15 protein-coding genes and 1 tRNA gene are annotated in these 19,366 nt (G+C 40.7%); 8 read left to right on the top strand and 8 right to left on the bottom strand.

The window, feature by feature from the left end:
• Nucleotides 1-7: 7 nt before the first annotated feature.
• The 6 genes from fcl to mrcB all read right to left on the bottom strand — a co-directional run bounded on the left by fcl (nucleotide 8) and on the right by mrcB (nucleotide 7,927).
• The gene (gene fcl, locus BuS5_RS05720; RefSeq protein ID WP_027352580.1) at nucleotides 8-943 is read right to left on the bottom strand and encodes a GDP-L-fucose synthase; all 936 of its coding nucleotides are present in this window, start codon (nucleotides 941-943) and stop codon (nucleotides 8-10) included.
• Nucleotides 944-947: 4 nt separating this feature from the next.
• On the bottom strand, nucleotides 948-2,033 hold the full coding sequence (gene gmd, locus BuS5_RS05715; protein WP_027352579.1) for a GDP-mannose 4,6-dehydratase: 1,086 nt from the start codon (nucleotides 2,031-2,033) through the stop codon (nucleotides 948-950).
• A 91-nt stretch (nucleotides 2,034-2,124) separates the two neighbouring features.
• The gene (locus BuS5_RS05710) at nucleotides 2,125-3,483 is read right to left on the bottom strand and encodes a replication-associated recombination protein A (RefSeq protein WP_027352578.1); all 1,359 of its coding nucleotides are present in this window, start codon (nucleotides 3,481-3,483) and stop codon (nucleotides 2,125-2,127) included.
• Nucleotides 3,484-3,496: 13 nt separating this feature from the next.
• Nucleotides 3,497-4,843, bottom strand: a complete 1,347-nt coding sequence (gene der / locus BuS5_RS05705) for a ribosome biogenesis GTPase Der (RefSeq protein ID WP_051374498.1) — start codon at nucleotides 4,841-4,843, stop codon at nucleotides 3,497-3,499.
• A 266-nt stretch (nucleotides 4,844-5,109) separates the two neighbouring features.
• A complete protein-coding gene (locus tag BuS5_RS05700) occupies nucleotides 5,110-5,430 on the bottom strand; it encodes a tetratricopeptide repeat protein (RefSeq protein WP_198012153.1) in 321 nt (106 codons plus the stop codon).
• Between the two features lie 178 nt (nucleotides 5,431-5,608).
• Nucleotides 5,609-7,927, bottom strand: a complete 2,319-nt coding sequence (gene mrcB, locus BuS5_RS05695; RefSeq protein ID WP_035263979.1) for a penicillin-binding protein 1B — start codon at nucleotides 7,925-7,927, stop codon at nucleotides 5,609-5,611.
• Between the two features lie 464 nt (nucleotides 7,928-8,391).
• Between mrcB and BuS5_RS05690 the strand changes: the two genes are divergently transcribed.
• From BuS5_RS05690 to BuS5_RS05680, 3 genes are read left to right on the top strand one after another with little or no spacing between them, the layout of a single operon-like run.
• A complete protein-coding gene (locus tag BuS5_RS05690) occupies nucleotides 8,392-10,185 on the top strand; it encodes a B12-binding domain-containing radical SAM protein (RefSeq protein ID WP_035263976.1) in 1,794 nt (597 codons plus the stop codon).
• A 42-nt stretch (nucleotides 10,186-10,227) separates the two neighbouring features.
• Nucleotides 10,228-10,764 carry a hypothetical protein gene (locus BuS5_RS05685; RefSeq protein ID WP_027352575.1) on the top strand — a complete coding sequence of 179 codons (537 nt, stop codon included), beginning with the start codon at nucleotides 10,228-10,230 and terminating at the stop codon, nucleotides 10,762-10,764.
• Between the two features lie 39 nt (nucleotides 10,765-10,803).
• Entirely contained in the window at nucleotides 10,804-11,373 is a 570-nt protein-coding gene (locus BuS5_RS05680; protein ID WP_027352574.1) for a YqgE/AlgH family protein, read from the top strand.
• Between the two features lie 788 nt (nucleotides 11,374-12,161).
• On the opposite strand, the gene BuS5_RS05675 is transcribed toward BuS5_RS05680, so the two are convergent.
• Nucleotides 12,162-12,238: transfer RNA gene (locus BuS5_RS05675), tRNA-Met, on the bottom strand.
• A gap of 286 nt (nucleotides 12,239-12,524) precedes the next feature.
• On the opposite strand from BuS5_RS05675, the gene BuS5_RS05670 reads away from it, so the two are divergent.
• On the top strand, nucleotides 12,525-13,322 hold the full coding sequence (locus BuS5_RS05670) for a YkgJ family cysteine cluster protein (protein ID WP_035263972.1): 798 nt from the start codon (nucleotides 12,525-12,527) through the stop codon (nucleotides 13,320-13,322).
• A gap of 57 nt (nucleotides 13,323-13,379) precedes the next feature.
• On the opposite strand, the gene dapA is transcribed toward BuS5_RS05670, so the two are convergent.
• Nucleotides 13,380-14,420 (bottom strand): 4-hydroxy-tetrahydrodipicolinate synthase, encoded by a 1,041-nt coding sequence (gene dapA, locus BuS5_RS05665; RefSeq protein WP_338000283.1) that lies wholly within the window; start codon nucleotides 14,418-14,420, stop codon nucleotides 13,380-13,382.
• Nucleotides 14,421-14,618: 198 nt separating this feature from the next.
• On the opposite strand from dapA, the gene BuS5_RS05660 reads away from it, so the two are divergent.
• From BuS5_RS05660 to dsrB, 4 genes are all read left to right on the top strand, one after another.
• Nucleotides 14,619-15,242, top strand: a complete 624-nt coding sequence (locus BuS5_RS05660; protein WP_027352571.1) for a tetratricopeptide repeat protein — start codon at nucleotides 14,619-14,621, stop codon at nucleotides 15,240-15,242.
• Between the two features lie 6 nt (nucleotides 15,243-15,248).
• Nucleotides 15,249-16,493, top strand: a complete 1,245-nt coding sequence (locus tag BuS5_RS05655) for a hypothetical protein (RefSeq protein WP_027352570.1) — start codon at nucleotides 15,249-15,251, stop codon at nucleotides 16,491-16,493.
• A 348-nt stretch (nucleotides 16,494-16,841) separates the two neighbouring features.
• Nucleotides 16,842-18,155, top strand: a complete 1,314-nt coding sequence (gene dsrA / locus BuS5_RS05650; protein ID WP_027352569.1) for a dissimilatory-type sulfite reductase subunit alpha — start codon at nucleotides 16,842-16,844, stop codon at nucleotides 18,153-18,155.
• An 11-nt stretch (nucleotides 18,156-18,166) separates the two neighbouring features.
• Nucleotides 18,167-19,315, top strand: a complete 1,149-nt coding sequence (gene dsrB / locus BuS5_RS05645; protein ID WP_027352568.1) for a dissimilatory-type sulfite reductase subunit beta — start codon at nucleotides 18,167-18,169, stop codon at nucleotides 19,313-19,315.
• Nucleotides 19,316-19,366 lie beyond the last annotated feature (51 nt).

The following is a 19,366-nucleotide window of genomic DNA, read 5'->3' as shown; positions in this document are numbered from 1 at the left end:
GGGTCCACTATAGTTTATCAAGGTTCTCTTTGTACCACTGGTATGTATTTCTGATTCCATCGTCTAATTCAATGCTGGCCTGCCAGCCGAGAGATTTGATTTTTGAGATATCGAGCAGCTTGAGAGGTGTGCCGTCCGGTTTTGAGGTGTCAAAGCACAGTTTGCCCCGGTAGCCTGTTATAGATGCCGTTTTTTCAGCTAATTCTTTTATTGTAATGTCAATGCCGGAGCCGACATTTATTATTTCAGATTCATTATAATTATTCATCAAAAAGAGACAGGCCTCCGCCAAATCGTCCACATGCAATAATTCACGTTTGGGTGTTCCTGTGCCCCATATTTCGACTTCACTTTTTCCTTCTGCTTTAGCTTCATGAAATTTTCTTATAAAGGCCGGCAGTACATGGGAGGTCTCAAGATCGAAATTGTCATGGGGGCCGTAAAGGTTGGTCGGCATAATACTGATATATTGAGTTCCGTATTGCCGGTTATAAGACTGACACATTTTTATTCCGGCGATTTTTGCGACTGCATAGGGTTCGTTGGTAGGTTCAAGATAACCGGAGAGGAGATGTTCTTCACGCATAGGCTGGGGACAGTTCCTGGGGTATATGCAGGAGCTTCCAAGAAAAAGGAGTTTTTTTACTTTATTTATATAAGATGTGTGTATTACGTTGGCTTGAATGGCCAGGTTGTCATATATAAAGTCGGCCGGATATGTGCTGTTGCCGATAATTCCGCCGACCCGTGCTGCCGCCAGGAATACAAAATCCGGTTTTGTTTCATTAAAAAATGACTCTGTTTGATCCTGGCGGGTGATATCCAGTTCTTTATGGGTACGCGTAATCAGGTTGTTATAGCCGCTTAATTTAAGCCTGCGGACTATTGCCGAACCGACCAGGCCTTTGTGCCCGGCAATATAAATACTTGCTTGCTTATTCATTGCTTTACTCAAAATTGTTAAATGTTTTATAACCTTCTTTTTGCAGCAGATGTTCCTGACCGGCTGCGCCAAGGTCCTGCTGCACCATTATTTTAACGAGTTCATCAAAAGACACCTTTGCTTCCCATCTCAGAAGCTTTTTGGCACGGGAAGGATCACCAAGCAGATAGTCTACTTCCGTGGGCCTGAAATATCGTGGATCGATTTCCACAAGGACTTTTCCTGTCTTAGAATCTTTGCCTTGCTCGTTTTCGTCTTTTCCTTCCCAGTATATCTCTGTTCCTGTTTCCATGAAAGATTTTTCAACAAATTCCCGCACTGAGTGGGTTTCTCCTGTGGCGATTACAAAATCGACCGGTTCCGCATGCTGCAGCATGAGCCACATGGCTTTGATATAATCTCCGGCAAACCCCCAGTCACGTTTTGAATCAATGTTTCCCAGGTAGAGTTTTGACTGAAGTCCTAATTTTATCCTGGCAACAGCCCTGGTTATTTTTCGGGTTACAAAGGTTTCACCTCTTAAGGGAGACTCATGATTAAAAAGAATGCCGTTGCAAGCGAAAATATTGTAAGCCTCCCGATAGTTAACAGTTATCCAGTACGCGTAAACCTTGGCGGCGCCATATGGACTGCGGGGGTAAAAAGGGGTGGTCTCTGTTTGAGGTATTTCCCGGACATTGCCATACATTTCACTGGTAGATGCCTGGTAAAAACGGGTTTTTTGCTCCAGTCCCAGGATACGGATAGCTTCAAGCAGCCGCAGTGTGCCGAGAGCATCGGAATTAGCTGTGTATTCAGGTGTTTCAAATGACACCTGAACATGACTCTGGGCGGCAAGGTTGTAGATCTCATCAGGTCTGATTTCCTGGATGATCCGGATAAGATTTGTTGCGTCGGTCAAATCGCCGTAGTGCATGAAAAAATGGACATCTTTTTCGTGGGGATCTTCATAGAGATGATCAACACGCGCTGTATTGAATGATGATGCCCTCCGTTTTATGCCGTGAACTTCATATCCCTTGTTGAGTAGAAATTTGACAAGATACGCGCCGTCTTGGCCTGTAATTCCGGTTATTATTGCTTTTTTCATAAAACTCCTTCAATACACAATTTGCGACCTTTCGATGTATAGCTCCGCTTTCCCGGTTACATAGAGGTTGAATAAAAAATGCAGACGAATTCTATGGCCGGTTTTTTATCTTACGCAGGTTCTCCAACCTGTCTTTTATTGCTTTTTCGTAACCCCTTTCTGTGGGGATATAAAAAATTTTGTCCCTGAGTTTTTCAGGAAGATATTCCTGTGCAACAAATGCCCCCGGGTAATCATGGGCGTATTTATAGTTTTTACCGTAACCTATATCCCGCATCAGCTTTGTGGGAGCGTTTCTTATATGCAAAGGGACAGGAAGTGCGCCTGTTTTATCTATAACATCTTTTACCATTCCGTGTGTTGCATATATACTATTACTCTTGGGAGCAGCGGCAAGGTATACTGCTGCCTGGAACAATGCGAGATCTCCTTCGGGCCGGCCAAGGAATCTGAATGCTTCCATGGCGCTCAAGGCCACGCCAAGGGCTTGGGGATCTGCGTTGCCGACATCTTCGGAGGCAAATCTTACCATCCTGCGGGCCGGATAAAGCGGGTCCTCACCTGCCTGCAGCATACGTCCCAGCCAGTAAACAGCGCCATCAGGATCACTTCCGCGAAGGCTTTTGTGAAATGCCGATATGATATTGTAATGTTCTTCGCCGTTCTTGTCATAGCTCAGGGCTGTTTTTTGAACAGCGTTTTCCACTGTTTGCAAAGTTATTTGGATTGTTTTATCTTTATACAAATTTTTTTGCAAATTTTCTGCCATCCCCGCGGAGAGGGCGGCTGAGATTTCAAGGCTGTTTAAAGCCCGGCGCACATCACCGTCAGCTATGATAGCGATATGGTCTAAAGCTTCGTCTGTAATGCGTAAATTCGCTTTGCCCAAGCCTTTTTTTTTATCTTTAAGGGCGGCGGTAAGCAAGCTTTTTATATTATCAGAAGGGATAGGTTCAAGGACAATTAATCGGCATCTGGATAAAAGCGCGGGTATAACTTCAAAAGAAGGATTTTCGGTTGTGGCGCCGATTAGGGTGATAAGACCGCTCTCAACATGCTGCAGAAATGCATCCTGCTGCGCCTTGTTAAACCGGTGGATTTCATCCACAAAAAGGATAGTCCTTTTTCTATGGAGCTGTTGCTGCTGTTTCGCCTCTTCAATAACCGCTCTTATCTGTTTAACCCCGGAAAGGACTGCGGAGAAATCCAAAAAACAGGATTTGGTCTCGGCGGCAACAATTCCGGCCAGTGTGGTTTTTCCGCATCCCGGAGGCCCCCACAAAATCATGGAAAAAATTTTGTCATTCTCTATGGCATTACGGATCAGGGCTCCTTTTCCAACAATGTGGGCCTGCCCTGAAAATTCGTCCAGATTTTTCGGTCGCATCCTGTCTGCCAGCGGCCTTGAAGCTTCGGAGGCTTTTTCTGCATGATATTTAAAAATGTCCAATTTAAATACCCTGTTATTTTTTTTTACGTTTTTTTACAGCAGATGCAGACATGCTTTTTCTGCCGCGGAAAAATATTCTTACAGGAGTCTTTTCAAGCCCGAATTCATCCCTGATTCTGTTCATCAAATAACGTTTGTATGAAAAATGGACCGCATCCGGGTAATTGACAAAACATACAAAGGTTGGAGGTTTTGTTGATGCCTGGGTTGCATAATAGAATTTTATGCGTCTCCCATTGTGCAAAGACGGTTCATTCCTTTGAACGGCGCGTTCAAGCAGCCGGTTTAGCTTTCCTGTTCCGATACGTGCCTTGTACTGAGCATAAACCTCTTCAACGAGTTTGGAAATCTTGTCGACCCTGCGACCGGTTAAGGCGGATATAGTGATTGCCGGCGCAAAACTGAAAAACTTGGCATTCATCCTTAAATCTTCATAATAGGATTTTACGGAATGCTCCTCTTTATCGACAAGATCCCATTTATTCAGAATAAAAATACAGCCGCATTTACGTTCAAAAGCATATCCTGCTATAGTTATATCCTGATCTGTGATGCCTTCCTGAGCATCGATTACAATCAAGGCAACATCACACCTGTCCAGACTTCTCAAGGCTTTGATTATAGAAAACTTCTCAATTTTTTGACTTACCCGTCCTTTACGGCGAATCCCGGCGGTATCTATAAAAAGATATGATTTGCCGTCCATAACACCGACCGAATCGACCGAATCCCTTGTCGTCCCTGGAATACTGCTTACAAGAAGACGTTTTTCCCCAAGAATTTTATTTATCAGAGATGATTTCCCCACATTGGGTCTCCCCACCACCGCAAGTCTTATCATATCATCTGAATAATCAGAGATAAATTCCGGCAATATCGAGATAAGATCGTCAAGAAAATCGGGCACTCCATATCCATGCTCGGATGATATGGGATAAAGCTTTTCTATCCCCAGATCGTAAAAATCGTAAATATTCTTTTCCTGTTCCAATCCATCTATCTTGTTCACAACAAAAAGCACCGGTTTTTTTGCACCACGCAGCAGATCAACAATATTCGCGTCAAAGGGTGAAACACCATTTTTACCGTCAAACAAAATTATTATTACATCGGCATCCTCTATTGCGCATAGCACCTGAAAACGTATCTGAATTGCAAAATCATCATTATTACTGTCTGTAAAACCTCCTGTATCTATTAATGTAAACTCTTTATCGTTCCAAAAAACATCCCCAAAGTGACGGTCTCTTGTCACTCCTGGAAAATTATCGACTATAGCGTCCTTGGTTTTTGTAACGCGGTTAAAAAAGGTAGACTTTCCGACATTGGGTCTTCCAACTATGGCAACAATAGGTTTCACTTAAAAATCCCGGCTCAATAAGTTTCAGTCAAAATGATAAATTTATAGTTTTAAATACTTAGGGAACTTATGGCATACTTCATATTACTTAAAATAGTTTACACTTTTTTTTTAAAAAAAATAAACTTATCTATGTGCATATATGTTCCATTGTGGTTTCAAAAGTGTAAACGACAAATAAAAGATGCCAATCTTGTAATAATAAGGAATACACCTTGAAAAGTAACAAATTTTGCTTTTTTATAAATCTTTTTTTGTAAAGCCTGTTATTTTAATAAATTACGAAGTTTGTTTTTCAGCTCCGCATCGTTGCCGGCCAGGAGGATTCCCTTTGCTGCCAACTGCCTGCTTTGAACAAACAGCCCCTGTTCTTTCTTTATCTTTGCAAGTTCATAGTAAGTCTGCGCGTTGTTAGGGTCTATGCGCAAAGCCCTTTCCAGAATTTCAGACGCTTTTGCCGGGTCGGTTTTTCCCTCATCCCGTGCTTTGTTTAATAGAGCCACTACGACAGGGATTGTTTTTTGTGTAGTTGTTTTGTTATATATATCTCCCTGCTCTTGGCTGACAATTATCTTTTTTGGCTTCATTATGCTGCATGAGCAAAGCATAAAAGATAAAAATAGTGTTACTAAGGTCGAATATTTTTTCTGCATTTCCATAATTCGTCATTAAAACTTCCGGCTTGTCAGGGTTTAAGGTGTTAAAAAAAAAGAATATTTTTAGTGCTAATACATACCTAATACTTAAGATGCTAATACCTAATACCTAATACCTAAATATACCTTTTATCCAATTTGTAAAAGATCTTTTATTCCTTTTATTTTTTGCGGGCATTTCACCTTCGCAAGGGGTAAAATCTGACGGAGCCGTACCTTTGATAAAGGGGATATAAACTGCATCTTTACAGTTTACATTCGTTAATAAGCCGGTCTTTCTGTTTATCCAATGAAACTCTATAGTTTCCGGCGTGGAAACAGGGTGTATATTTTCTATCATATTATACTGCAAAAACCTGCTTATAATTTCCGTCCAAACTTTAAGTGCGCCTGAGCTTCCGGTTAAAGGTGTTTTTGAATTATCATCATTGCCAAGCCAGACTACAACCAGATAGTCTCCTGTGTATCCCGCGAACCAGCTATCCCGCATTCCATTGCTTGTTCCGGTTTTGCCTCCTGTTGCAAGCTGAGCCGGAAGCGTGTGATAAGCGCTCCGCCCGCTTCCTTCCTTCATCACCCTTTGAAGAGCAAAATTAAGCAAATATATTGCATCAGGGCTTGCAACCTGTTTGATAACCAGTGGATAACGGTTTAACTCCCGATTCTGGGAGGTAAAGACGGAGCGTATGGTTTTCGGCGAGCTTTTAAAGCCGATCGATGGGAAGATTTGATAAATATTATTGACCTCCAGCGGTGATAAGGATAAAGCACCGAGCAGGATAGAAGGATAAGAATCGATTTTTCCCCCAACATCAAGTCGTTTTAAAGATGCTATTAAACCTTTTATTCCTATATCAAGACCGAGCCTTGCTGTTGCACGATTATAGGAATGGGATAATGCCTGTAATAAAATCACATTGCCGTGACTTTTGCCGTCAAAATTATCAGGCTCCCAAAATTTATCATTGTTGGTTTTAATCGATATAAACGAATCATCCAGAAGGGTTGCGAGGGTGTACTTTTTTGATGAAACGGCGTTCAGATATATTAAAGGTTTGATTAATGATCCTATCGGCCTGACCGCGTCCAGGGCGCGGTTAAAACCGCCATGTCCAGGCTTTTTATCACCGATCAGCGCAATTATTTCACCGCTGCTTGGCCTGCTGACTACAATTGCGGCCTGTAAATCGGCAATCTGTTTCCCATATTTTTTTTCTAATCTTTTGAGTGTTATGCTTAGGCTTTGCTCTGCTATCTGCTGGATTGCAGGATCACAGCTAGTAAAGATCCGCAAGCCTTCCGATCTAAGGTCTTTATCGTTATAATCGCGATGAAGCTGACGCTTTACAAGTTCCAGATATGCTGGAAAGCGGATTCGTGAGCCTTTTGCCTGCCTGTTTAAATTCAGAGGGGAAGCTTTAAATTGATCAGCGGATTTTTTTGTTATCAGCCCTTGCCCGGCCAGTGTGTCTATCACATAGTCTCTACGCGTTTTACATCTTTCGGGGTGGTTTATCGGGTTGTAATATGAAGGCCCCTTAATCATTGAGACTATCAGCGCAATTTGTCCTGTATCAAGTTCATTGATCGGCCTTTTAAAATAATATCTGCTGGCGAGTCCTACTCCGTTTATTGAGCGCCATCCGTCCTGGCCCAGATATATTTCGTTTAAATAAGCTTCAAAAATTTCGTTTTTTTCATAATGAACCTCTAACAGTAATGCCATTATAATTTCATTTAATTTTCTTAAAAAAGATTTTTTGTTGGTTAAATAAAAGTTTTTTACAAGCTGTTGGGTTATCGTGCTTCCCCCCTGTACAATCCGGCCGGATCGAAAATTTATCCAGAAGGCACGTAAGATGCCGCTGATCGAGACTCCGTGGTGGTTATAAAAATTTTTATCTTCAATGGCCATGATAGCTTTTGTGAGCAAAGGTGGGACTTGATCTATCCGCACCACCAGTCTGTCTTCCTTATGCAAAGGATAAAACCCTCCAAATAAAAGAGGCTCCAGCCTGACAAGATCCAAAGGCTCTTTGCACGTTCCTGCAAGTTTATAAATATGGTTATTTAAAAATACAATATCGACCTGTATCGGCTCCTCAGGCCCGTCAGTAAAATCGAATCCTCTTGTGAATATTTTGATCTTGTCCCCTTGCCGGAAAAACTGCCCTTCCTTTTTTGCTCCTGATACCTGCCTGTAGCCCAGGGATTTCAGTTCTGATATAAGCCGATTAATACTTAAAGGAAGTCCCTCATATAGCTCCAGGGGCCTGGCATAGACCCTGGCCGGCAATTCCCAACGTTTACCGTTAAATTTTTTTGTAACACGTAAGTCTAAAAATATTATCCATGCTGCAACAATAACTGCGGCAAAAATTACGGATATATATATAATCCATTTAAATATTCGTTTTTTTTTTGACATAATTAGCAATTTTAAGTGTTGAGGCGCCTGGCTGGCAAGGCGCGAAAGCTTAGGAATATCAAGATATTTCTAAGCTTTCGGAACGTAGTCAGACGGGATGCATCGGCGCTTAAAATGTAAAGTTATTTTTGAGCGAGCCCTAACGCCTTGCTCCTGATCATATAATCTGAATTATCCCTTATGCTGTGTGTCAGCGTCAACCTGAAAATGCCTTATAGCATTATCACATAAATAGTGCCTGGAGGAAAATTATTTATCATGTTGATAAAATAACTATTTCCAGCTTTTTTTCTAAACGAAGATTCAGGCAGATATCTTCGTTTAGAAAAAAAGCTCAAAAAAAAATAAAACCAAGTATGGACATTTATGCTGTTTCTCAGTATAGGAATAAAGGTGTTTGATGGGAAATATAGACTCTTAAAAATGTATTTTTAAATGTTCAATAATTATAAAGACAAAGAGAAATGAAAAAATTCAATAAGATATTACTTGTATACCCTGAAGTCCCGAACAATACATTCTGGAGTTTTAAATATGCTCTCAAGTTTTTAAAAAAGAAAAGCGCAATGCCTCCGCTGGGTATAATAACCGTTGCCGCCCTTTTTCCTGAAGAGTATGACTTAAAGCTTATCGATATGAATGTAGAGCTATTGAATGATAAAGATATAATTTGGGCTGATGCGGTTTTTATATCAGCAATGATCGTTCAAAAAAATTCCATGGAAAGAGTGATTGCCGCATGTAACAGGCTTGGAACAAAAGTAGTACTTGGAGGGCCGCATCCAACAGCAAGTTATAAAGAAATTCACGGCGTCGACCACTTTGTCCTTGGAGAAGTGGAGGATATGTTCAGGGAGTTTCTGGATGACCTTGAAAACGGCGTGGCAAAAAAACTATATCCCCTTCCGGAACGGCCTGATATGTTCAGCAGGGCCATAATCCCGCGTTTTGATCTTCTTAATTTGAAAGCATATAGTTCCATGTCTGTACAATTTTGCCGGGGATGCCCTTTTAAGTGTGAATTTTGCGACATATGGAAGGTTTACGGGAATAAGCCAAGATTGAAAAACCCTGAATACTTTCTTTACGAACTGGATAGTTTATATGACTCAGGCTGGCGTGGGCCTGTTTTTATTGTGGATGATAACTTTATAGGCAATAAAGGTAAAATTAAAAAATGGTTGCTGCCGGCTTTAAAAAAATGGCAGGAAGATCACGATTTTGTATATAGATTTTTCACGGAAGCCAGTATAAATCTTGCCGAGGATGAGGAGCTTATGGCTGGAATGAGAGATGCAGGTTTTAACGAGGTATTTATCGGTATAGAAACACCCTCTATGAAATGCCTAAAAGAGACAGGTAAAACTCAAAATTTAAAAACCGATATGCAGGGAGCCGTTAGAAAAATCCAGCAGTACGGCCTTGAGGTTATGGCAGGATTTATATTAGGTTTCGATAGTGATACGGATGATATTTTCGAACGTCAGATTTCATTTATCCAGGAAACAGGAATCCCAAAAGCAATGGTCGGTCTGCTGACTGCTCTTCCCGGAACCAATCTATATAGCAGGCTGCTTAAAGAGGACAGAATTATCGGTAAATCATCAGGAAACAATACTGACAGCATCTCTTTAAATTTTAAAACCATTATGGCGCCCATTAAATTAATAAAAGGTTATAAGAATGTCTTATCGAATATTTATGATTCAAACCTTAAAAATTATTTTATACGCTGCAATAAGCTGATAGATAATCTCGGCGATACCGCATACTTCAAGAGAAAATTTCGCATCCATGACCTTATGATACTTTTCAGATCTGTTTTCTATCAACCATTTACACCATACGGTTATCAATATATTAAATTTGTAATTAGAAATTTCATTAAACATCGAAAAAATTTCAGCGAAATAATCAGGTTCAGTATTATAGGTCACCATTTTCATACCATCACACAGGAAAGGCGCAAGATAGAAAAAATTATTTCTTATATGGATGAAAAAAACAGGTATTTATCTGAACAGATACGCCTATATTCCGAAATGGTAATTGACGGCTCCAGGGAACTTCCCGGCAATATTGCAGATCTCTGGAATCAGAAAAAAGAAATACTTGATAAGACCAGGAATAAAATTAATAAAATACATGTGGATTTTCGTAACGAAACAATAGCACAATATAATGATGCGGCAACCAGGATGCAGGCCCTGTTTTGTAGTTTTGAAAAAGATTTGATTAAATACGGTATAACAGTATAAGGCCTGTTTAATAGTTCCACTTCAGCCTGCTCTATTTTGTTTATGGCAAAAATAATCCAGCTTCAGGCATATCGCACCAGGAGTATAGAACTTAAGGCCTTTAAATACTGGCATAAACTTTTTGCTGAAAAGTACGGCGAAAAAACAAGCTGCGCAGACATTTCAGACAAAACACTTTTTCGGCTGGCGTCTCCGGGAAACGAAAGCATACTTGCTTTTTATGCTATGATTATGGGAATCCTGAATCTTGGGTGCCCCGAAAAGTTTTATTACTTAAGTAACAGTGATCAACTTAGAGTGTTGGATATACATCTCTTCTTGGCGGATAACATACGTTTTGAATTGATGGGTCGACTGGGGTGGATAGAAAAACTTCCATTTGAAGGCGTGCCCCTAATTGAAATAGTACAATCCTTTAATATGATAAAGACTCAAAGCAGAGGAAAATCCCCTATTCTGTCAAAATTGTATCCTGACTATAATCTTTACAGCTCACTTGATAGATTAGACAAGGAAACTTTTATTCGCCTTTTGCTTCCCGATGCCATTGCAGCTTTTAAGGAAAGGCTTGAAGCTTAGGTTTTAAGGAAAAGCTTGAACCCTTAGGAATATACGCTTATGGAATATGAGAACTCTACAGCACTAAAAGGCAAGTTGTTAATAGCTATGCCGGGAATGACTGATCCGAATTTTCATCGGTCTGTAATATGTATTTCCGAACATAACACGGATGGAGCAGTGGGAATCGTGATAAATAATATTCATCCTGTTCTTTCGGCAAAAATGATCTTTAAAGAACTTGACGTAGATTACGTTGCGGGCGCAGATAATCATCAAGTTTATATCGGTGGCCCGGTTCATATCAATGAAATTTTCATACTTCACGGCCCCCCTTTTAAATCCGTACAAACCCTAATGATAAACGCTGAGCTTGCCATGAGTAATTCAATTGATATTATAAAAGATATTGCACTTGAAAAGGGGCCTGAATCATATATCATTTCACTTGGTTGCGCCGGATGGGGGCCTGGTCAGCTTGAAAAGGAATTGCTGGCAAATTACTGGCTCACAAGCCCTTATTCCAAAGACATTCTATTTGATATTTCAGTTGAGGAACGCTGGGAAGAGTCGATCAGAAAAATCGGTGTGGATCCTCTTCTACTTTCAAACACCGCAGGGCATGCCTGATAGGCCTCACCACAGCCTGACGCTGGCCCACAACCCAAGCTGTACTGATATCATGCGAAAAATATTGATTTTGAATAACAACGGCGGCAATGACGTAGAGACAAGGCATGCCTTGTCTCTACAACTTAACAGGCTTGATATTCCAAATCCTTGCATGTTGCGCTATCCTGAGCCTTTAAACATGAACAGTAAGAATTAAAGATAAAATACATGCATTTATTTTTATAGCTTGATTTTTTATAAAAGGAGCAATGACTCTGTTCTTCATTGCTATCCGCAGTGCACATGGACATTATATCCCTTTTACATAAACTTATGATTTGAGTTGTCATTTTTCCACCCTCCTTTTTCAAAGCGCCTATTTTGCACAATGTCAGTCTCAACTATTTCGCCTTACTTGACCTTTCATAAACCGAAAATTCTTGAAACCGACTCTTGTCTATAAACTATTGTTGCCTTTAAAATGCTGTCAGCGGGCTTTTAATACTTAAAAAACTAAAAATTTAATACGCAATTATTGTACCATGTCAAACATTCACAATGTATATAAAATTCGATTATATAATATCTTGCAATATAAAATTTTTAGATAAGTAGTTTAACAAGGATAGAAGAAAAAATCTGGAGCAGGGAGACCGAAGATTTTGATCGATAGCGCATTGGAATTGTTTATGTGACGGTCTTACTAAACTTAAGCCGATGCACTTGCAATTCCAAAGAATTATATAATTTTGCAATATAAATAAAAAAAAAGGCTTGGAATATAATCTAACCCCTTTTTTTTTCTATGGTAGCGGGGGCTGGATTTGAACCAACGACCTTCGGGTTATGAGCCCGACGAGCTACCAGACTGCTCCACCCCGCATCAAATTAAAAAAAAATATTAATACCCTAAGATTATTATTGCGTCAAGTATTTTTTTATTGCGCATAAAAAAAGATTGCGTAAAGATTTTGTTCTATCTTTGCAAAAATCCTGCTATAGATTTCCACATAAATAATTTCCTTGCGTTATCGGTCAAAACCTTCGGTCGACGCACCATCAGTGCGCCTCCCTCATGTTTTTCACTTTATCCTTGTGCCAAATTTTAAAATCGGGTAATTATCTGAAATTCTATATATAAAAAATTGAGTAAAATAAATAAGGAGAAAATGATGGAAATTCCAAATAGTATGCCAAACATAGAGCCTGTAAAATTCGGTCCCGACGACCAGTTTAAATTCAAATGTCACTCGAAAATTGATTGTTTCACCAAGTGCTGCAAGGGGATCAATATCATACTGACACCCTATGATATAATCAGACTAAAACGGAGACTTAATCTTTCCTCAAATGAATTTCTGGCAATATATACCACTCCGCAGTTGCTGGAAAAAACAGATCTTCCTGTTGTCACTCTAAAACTGATGAATGATGAATTACAGTCATGCCCTTTTGTCAGGGAGGATGGATGTATTGTTTATGAAGACAGGCCGACAACATGCAGATATTATCCCCTTGGCGTTGCTTCACTAAGCCATAAGGAAGGAGCCGATGACAATGAGTTCTATTTTTTTGTTAATGAACCTCACTGTCACGGTTTTAAAGAAAACAGGGAATGGAAAGTCCGCGAATGGCGTAAGGATCAGGGAGTAGATATCCATGATGAAATCAATGCTGAATGGACAGATATTGTTGTGAAAAAAAGATCTTTTCCTGCCAACGTCAAACTTACAGAGCAAAGCAAAAACATGTTTTTCATGGTAAGTTACAACATAGATAAGTTTAAAGAATTTGTTTTTACCAGCTCATTTTTAGATCGCTACAACATTGATGAAAAGACTGTTGCAAAAATCAAAGAGGATGAAATAGCTCTATTTAATTTCGGTATTAAATGGTTAAAATGGCTCTTGTTTAAAGAGGGCGATTTTATCATCCAAGAACCGAAAAAAGAACCGGGAAAAAAATAACCACCGGCATATATTTGATATTCCGGAGATTATTTTTTGTGCATTTATGGCTGGAGACTAATATTTGTCATAACTGAGCCCTTCCCAGTTTGACGAGTCGGTTAAACGCTGTAAAACCTTAACACCAAAAAAATCTTCCAGTGGCTTCAAAAGTACAGGCGTTGCTTCATAAACTCTGCGTACAACAGACAGGACCTTTGCAACGCCTTTTTGGGTCATTTTACCTAAAGGTTTTCGGCATCCACCAGACGGCATTCCAAGAATGGACATAAGTGTCTTTACAGCCAACGGATTTCTTGCCCGGCATAAAGTCTCTCCAAATGGCGTAGCCTCCATTGTACTAACTGTAACCAGCTCAAAAAGCGGTTTAAGAGCTGAATGTAATTTTTCAGCCTTTTCAATCTCGCCATTACCTGTTAAATTGAGCAACTCCGTAATCGCTCCGGGAACAATATTGGATAAAACGGAAATAACACCGGAAGCTTTAATGTCAGGATCCGTCATCATTTGAAATACCATACCGTCATCACCGGACATTATTGAATATCCTGGCCCGCAACACTCTCTTGTGCGCCTCATATTTTCAATATTTCCAGTGGCCTCTTTTACCGTATTCACATTATAAAATTCCCTGGATAATATGGCCAGATCTTCCGGCATCAATTGAGCGCCTGTACGGCCGGGAATCACATAAGGGATAATCTGCATATCGGGAAACTCCCTTGCAACAGGCTCTATATATTCCCTGCGGATTTCAAGGGAACTGGGACCATTATAATAGGGATCCACCAGCAGAACGGCATCTGCTCCGCATTCTGCCGCATGCCCGGTAGCTTCAATTGTCTCTTTAGTATTGTTGCTTCCGGTGCCTGCAATACATAAGCACCGGCCCTTTGTTTTTGCTGCAGCATTCTCAACCACCCTGTTATGCTCTTCCCACGTCAGGGTAGGGCTCTCGCCGGTTGTGCCTACTGCCAGAATGCCGGCAACTCCGTTTTCAATCTGGAAATCCACCAGACTGTCAAGTCCTTCATCGTCAACCGCATCACCTTTAAATGGCGTTACAAGCGCTGTGTAACATCCCTTGATTATACCCATACCTTATAATAATTCCTCAAAAAAACATAAAATCAATCCACTTGATATAAAATTGTAAAAAAAATAAGTTGTTGAGTCAACAAAAAAAGGTGCTTGCGAAAATAATGTTAATATATTAAATTTAATAAAAGAAACATGACACACACCATTTGAAATTAATTATCTAAAAATCAATAATATCCACAAAGGACTTTAGTAATGGAAAAAGCAAAAAATGTTGATGAATATATTGCCGCTCAAAAAGCCGCCTTGCAAGGAAACCCGGGATGCGGCACAAACAGGTACAATCTTGCGGTAGCACTTATGGGCAAAAAAAAATTTGACGAAGCTGAAAAGGAACTTATTGAGGCTTTAGAAAGCAGCCCGAACTTAGCCGAGGCATATGTGCAGTTAGGCGGCATCTGTTTGCAGCGCGGCGACATTGACGGCTGCCTGGCATATAATCAGCAATCTATAAAAGTAAGGGCCGGTTTTGCAGAAGGTCATGGCAATGTTGGATTCATTCAACTTCAAAAAGGGAATATAGATGAAGCCATAACTGCCCTGCAGAAAGCCATAACCTATAATTCAAATTTTTTGCAGGCATACACCACCCTTGCAAACGCATATCTTATGAAGGGACTGATTGATGAAAGTATCGAGGCAAATCTCAAGGCTCTTAGAATTGAACCAATGTTTTCGGTTGCCCACAATAACCTTGCAATAGGTTACCTTGAGAAAGGCGAATACAGCAAGGCTATAGAGCATTGTGACAAGGCCGTGGAACTAGGCTTTGAAGTGGCTCCGCAGATATTGGAAGAGATTAACAATCACAGGAAATAAAAGAGTATGGCGACCAAGCCGGCATTCAAATTTTTTATTGATCATATAAATAATCCGGTAAGCCCCCAAGATGAAATCTGGGAGACATGCCTGCCTGTAAACAGAAACAGTCCTGTAAAACAGATTAAAACCGAGAATAACCGGGCTATTACTTATGGCGACTATTTTAATGCTGCCTGCAGGTTTTTAAAAGACGATTCTTCTGCAGCTCTTTTAAGCGCAATCTCGCGCCGCCTGGACATGGATATTGATAGTAAAGAGATAAACGATATCAGCATCTACCTGGTAAAACATGGTGCATTTTATCATCCCGGAAGAGTGGAAATTTGCATAAAAAATAAAAAATTACAATTTGTTCTCACTGTGGCGCTTTCCACCTTCGGCAGAACAACTTTATTAAAAGAATATAATATCTTGCAAAAACTGGATAACAACTTTCCGTTTTCCTTTCTTTCAGCAGCCTATAAATATGGCGAAGTCTCTTTACCAAAAACCGTCCAAAAAAAGACTGGCCAAAAAGAGTCCGGCCGAAAAGCAGGATTGCTTCTTGGCGAATGGCTTGACGGATTCAATGAATTTCATATTACAACAGATCCGGATAATCAAAAAAAAAGAATAATTGTTTGGGATTCGGTAAACGGAAACTATTATCTGTCAACCGGGGAGACCCTTGAACTATATACACAGGCAGCAATGATCCTGACCTGTTACTATAACATAGAAACCTTTGAACAAATTTTCCCCTGGCATCATGCTGCCGGTGATTTTGTAGTCAGAAAAAAAGATGGCGGAATTGATCTGAAGCTTATTACAGCCAGACAATATGAATCTATGGTTGGCAGCAGTGCCGATTCAAACCTGCAGGAGACAGATACGAATTCTATCCTGGAAGGATTGCTGATATTTTTTTTGAATCTTTCCATAAGAATGCGGCTTGACCGTATAGACGGAGTAGGCGACACAGCCTGGGCCGACGATGTTGCGGTTGCCGGGACTTTTAAAGGTTTCATGAACGGTCTTTTCATGAAGGGTTTGGCCATAAAATCTGAAAACAACATTTTTCCGGGCGTTTTGGACAAATATTTTAATAATCTGCTCTTATCCTGTAATAAACGAGATCTTCTTGATTTAATGATTAATATAGTTGCTTCATATGATACTCGATCTTCCGAGATCTCAATAATAAAACAGAACCTGACCCAGCATACTGAGGTTCTGCATCACGTTATTAATAATGCCCAGCTCGAATAATTTCGTCCCCCTTCCTTATTGGTCAAAACCTTCGGTCGACGTACCACCAGTACGCCTCCCTAAGATTTTTCCCATAGCATTGTGAAATGAATTATCTGGAATGAATTATTTTGCAATCTATATTTGATTCCGTGGCATACATTTTTTCAATCATTTAAAGCGAAATCATGCTTTTTTATTGACAAGATTCGATATGAATTTTATAAATATTTTTTCATTAAGTATTTCAAAAAAAAGCAATATATTAAAAATAAAAATATTGAAAATAAAAAGAGAGGAGGTGACCTTTCCAGGCTCCAATAAATCAAACAAAAAAGTTAATTATTAAATAATTACGGAGGGAATATAATGGCAAAACATGAAACTCCTTTGATAGACCAGCTCTCATCCGGGCCATGGCCCAGTTTTGTGGACGATCTGAAACAGGAGGCTGAATCAAGGGCTAAAAATGACAAGAATGTTGATTTCCAGATCCCCCAGGACTGCGTTGACGATCTTCTCGGCGTTCTTGAGCTTTCATACAAGCATGGCAGAACCCACTGGAAACACGGCGGGATAGTCGGCGTATTCGGTTATGGCGGCGGAGTTATCGGCAGATACTGCGATCAGCCGGAGATGTTTCCGGGCGTGGCGCATTTTCATACAATGCGCGTCAGCCAGCCTGCCGGCAAATTCTATACAACAAAATATTTAAAAGATCTTTGCGACCTTTGGGAATTTCGCGGAAGCGGTATAACCAATATGCACGGTTCCACCGGTGATATTATCTTTATAGGTACAACAACACCTCAGCTCGAAGAGATCTTTTATGAATTAACACATACATTCAACCAGGACCTTGGAGGATCAGGCTCCAATCTCAGGACTCCTTCGGATTGCCTCGGCCAGGCTCGTTGTGAATATGCATGTTATGATACCCAGGCGATCTGCCATGAGCTGACAAACGAATATCAGGACGAACTCCATCGTCCGGCCTTTCCTTATAAGTTCAAATTCAAATTTGACGGCTGCCCCAATTGCTGCGTGGCTTCAATTGCACGCTCTGATATGTCTTTTATCGGAACCTGGAGAGATGATATACGAATTGACCAGGAAGCTGTCCAGGCTTATGTGGGAGGAGAATTTCCATCCAATGCCGGAGCACATGCCGGCCGAGACTGGGGACCGTTCGATATTGAAAAGGAAGTAATAAATCTTTGTCCAACCGGCTGCATGAAGTATGAGGACAAAAAGCTAATGATAAACACTAAAGAGTGCACAAGATGCATGCACTGTATCAATGTCATGCCAAGAGCGCTGAGACCCGGCAATGACAAGGGATGCTCTATCCTGGTTGGGGCCAAAGCTCCTATACTTGACGGCGCGCAGATGGGTTCTCTCCTTATTCCTTTTATTAAGGTTGAAGAACCTTATGATGAAATCAAGGAAGTTATTGAAAGCATCTGGGACTGGTGGATGGAAGAAGGCAAAAACCGTGAACGCCTCGGTGAGTTAATCAAACGCCAGGGTTTCCAGCGCCTGCTTGAAGAGACAGGGATTAAAGCGGTGCCCCAGCATGTACAGGAACCGAGGACCAACCCCTATATCTTCTGGAAAGAAGATGAAGTGCCAGGCGGCTGGGAACGTGATGTTAACGAATTCAGAAAATATCATCTGAGATAGGGGGAATAAATATGGCTTTTATATCATCAGGTTATAACCCTGACAAACCGATGGAAAACAGGATAACAGACATCGGACCTAGAAAATATGATGAATTTTACCCTGCCGTAATAGCAAAAAATAAGGGTAAATGGCTGTATCATGAAATACTGGAACCGGGTGTGCTTGTTCATGTTTCGGAAACAGGGGATGAGGTTTATACAGTGCGAGTGGGCGGATGCCGGCTCATGAGTGTCACTCACATCCGTGAAATCTGTGAAATCGCAGACAAACACTGCGATGGACATATACGTTTCACAACAAGAAATAATATCGAATTTATGGTTGACAGCAAGGATAAGCTCCAGCCTTTAAAAGACGATCTTTCAAGCAGAAAATTTCCGGGGGGCAGTTTAAAATTTCCCATCGGCGGCACAGGCGCAGGCATAACAAATATAATCCATACTCAAGGCTGGATTCATTGTCATACACCCGCCACAGATGCATCCGGCACGGTTAAAGCTACCATGGATGTCCTTTTCAGCGACTTCCAGGATATGAGGTTGCCGGCGCATCTCCGTGTTTCCATGGCCTGCTGCCTTAACATGTGCGGCGCGGTTCACTGTTCGGATATTGCTATTCTCGGTTATCACCGCAAACCGCCTATGCTTGATCATGAATACCTGGACAAAATGTGCGAAATTCCGCTTGCAATCGCCGCATGCCCCACAGCAGCCGTCAAACCAGCCAAGATTGAGCTTGCAGACGGAACAAAGGTAAATAGTGTTTCAGTTAACAAGGAACGCTGCATGTTCTGCGGTAACTGCTACACCATGTGTCCTTCAATGCCCCTGGCCGATGATGTGGGTGACGGCATCGTGCTCATGGTTGGTGGAAAGGTCTCAAACAGAATCAGCAACCCGAAGTTTTCAAAAGTTGTTGTGGCCTTTATCCCCAACGAACAGCCGCGCTGGCCTACAATGACGGCTACAATTAAACGTATAGTAGAAGCCTATGCAAAAGATGCCAACAAATATGAACGCCTCGGAGAATGGGCTGAAAGAATCGGATGGGAAAGATTTTTTGAAAAATGTGAACTCGAATTCACACATCACCTGATAGATGATTTCAGGGATCCGGCATACTATACATGGCGTCAAACTTCTAACTTTAAGTTTTAGGTTTTAATTTTTTAATAAGGGAACTGGAAGGAAATAATCTATACGCATATC

The organism is Desulfosarcina sp. BuS5 (assembly GCF_028752835.1).
GTDB lineage: Bacteria > Desulfobacterota > Desulfobacteria > Desulfobacterales > BuS5 > BuS5.
Note: the sequence above shows the minus strand (reverse complement) of the source record. Positions and strands in the feature narration are given on the sequence as shown.

Coding starts and splice junctions, on each gene's coding strand:
- fcl (WP_027352580.1), bottom strand. CDS start 943: ATGAATAAGCAAGCAAGTATTTATATTGCCGGGCACAAAGGCCTGGTC.
- gmd (WP_027352579.1), bottom strand. CDS start 2,033: ATGAAAAAAGCAATAATAACCGGAATTACAGGCCAAGACGGCGCGTAT.
- BuS5_RS05700 (WP_198012153.1), bottom strand. CDS start 5,430: ATGAAGCCAAAAAAGATAATTGTCAGCCAAGAGCAGGGAGATATATAT.
- mrcB (WP_035263979.1), bottom strand. CDS start 7,927: ATGTCAAAAAAAAAACGAATATTTAAATGGATTATATATATATCCGTA.
- BuS5_RS05690 (WP_035263976.1), top strand. CDS start 8,392: ATGAAAAAATTCAATAAGATATTACTTGTATACCCTGAAGTCCCGAAC.
- BuS5_RS05685 (WP_027352575.1), top strand. CDS start 10,228: ATGGCAAAAATAATCCAGCTTCAGGCATATCGCACCAGGAGTATAGAA.
- BuS5_RS05680 (WP_027352574.1), top strand. CDS start 10,804: ATGGAATATGAGAACTCTACAGCACTAAAAGGCAAGTTGTTAATAGCT.
- BuS5_RS05670 (WP_035263972.1), top strand. CDS start 12,525: ATGATGGAAATTCCAAATAGTATGCCAAACATAGAGCCTGTAAAATTC.
- dapA (WP_338000283.1), bottom strand. CDS start 14,420: ATGGGTATAATCAAGGGATGTTACACAGCGCTTGTAACGCCATTTAAA.
- BuS5_RS05660 (WP_027352571.1), top strand. CDS start 14,619: ATGGAAAAAGCAAAAAATGTTGATGAATATATTGCCGCTCAAAAAGCC.
- BuS5_RS05655 (WP_027352570.1), top strand. CDS start 15,249: ATGGCGACCAAGCCGGCATTCAAATTTTTTATTGATCATATAAATAAT.
- dsrA (WP_027352569.1), top strand. CDS start 16,842: ATGGCAAAACATGAAACTCCTTTGATAGACCAGCTCTCATCCGGGCCA.
- dsrB (WP_027352568.1), top strand. CDS start 18,167: ATGGCTTTTATATCATCAGGTTATAACCCTGACAAACCGATGGAAAAC.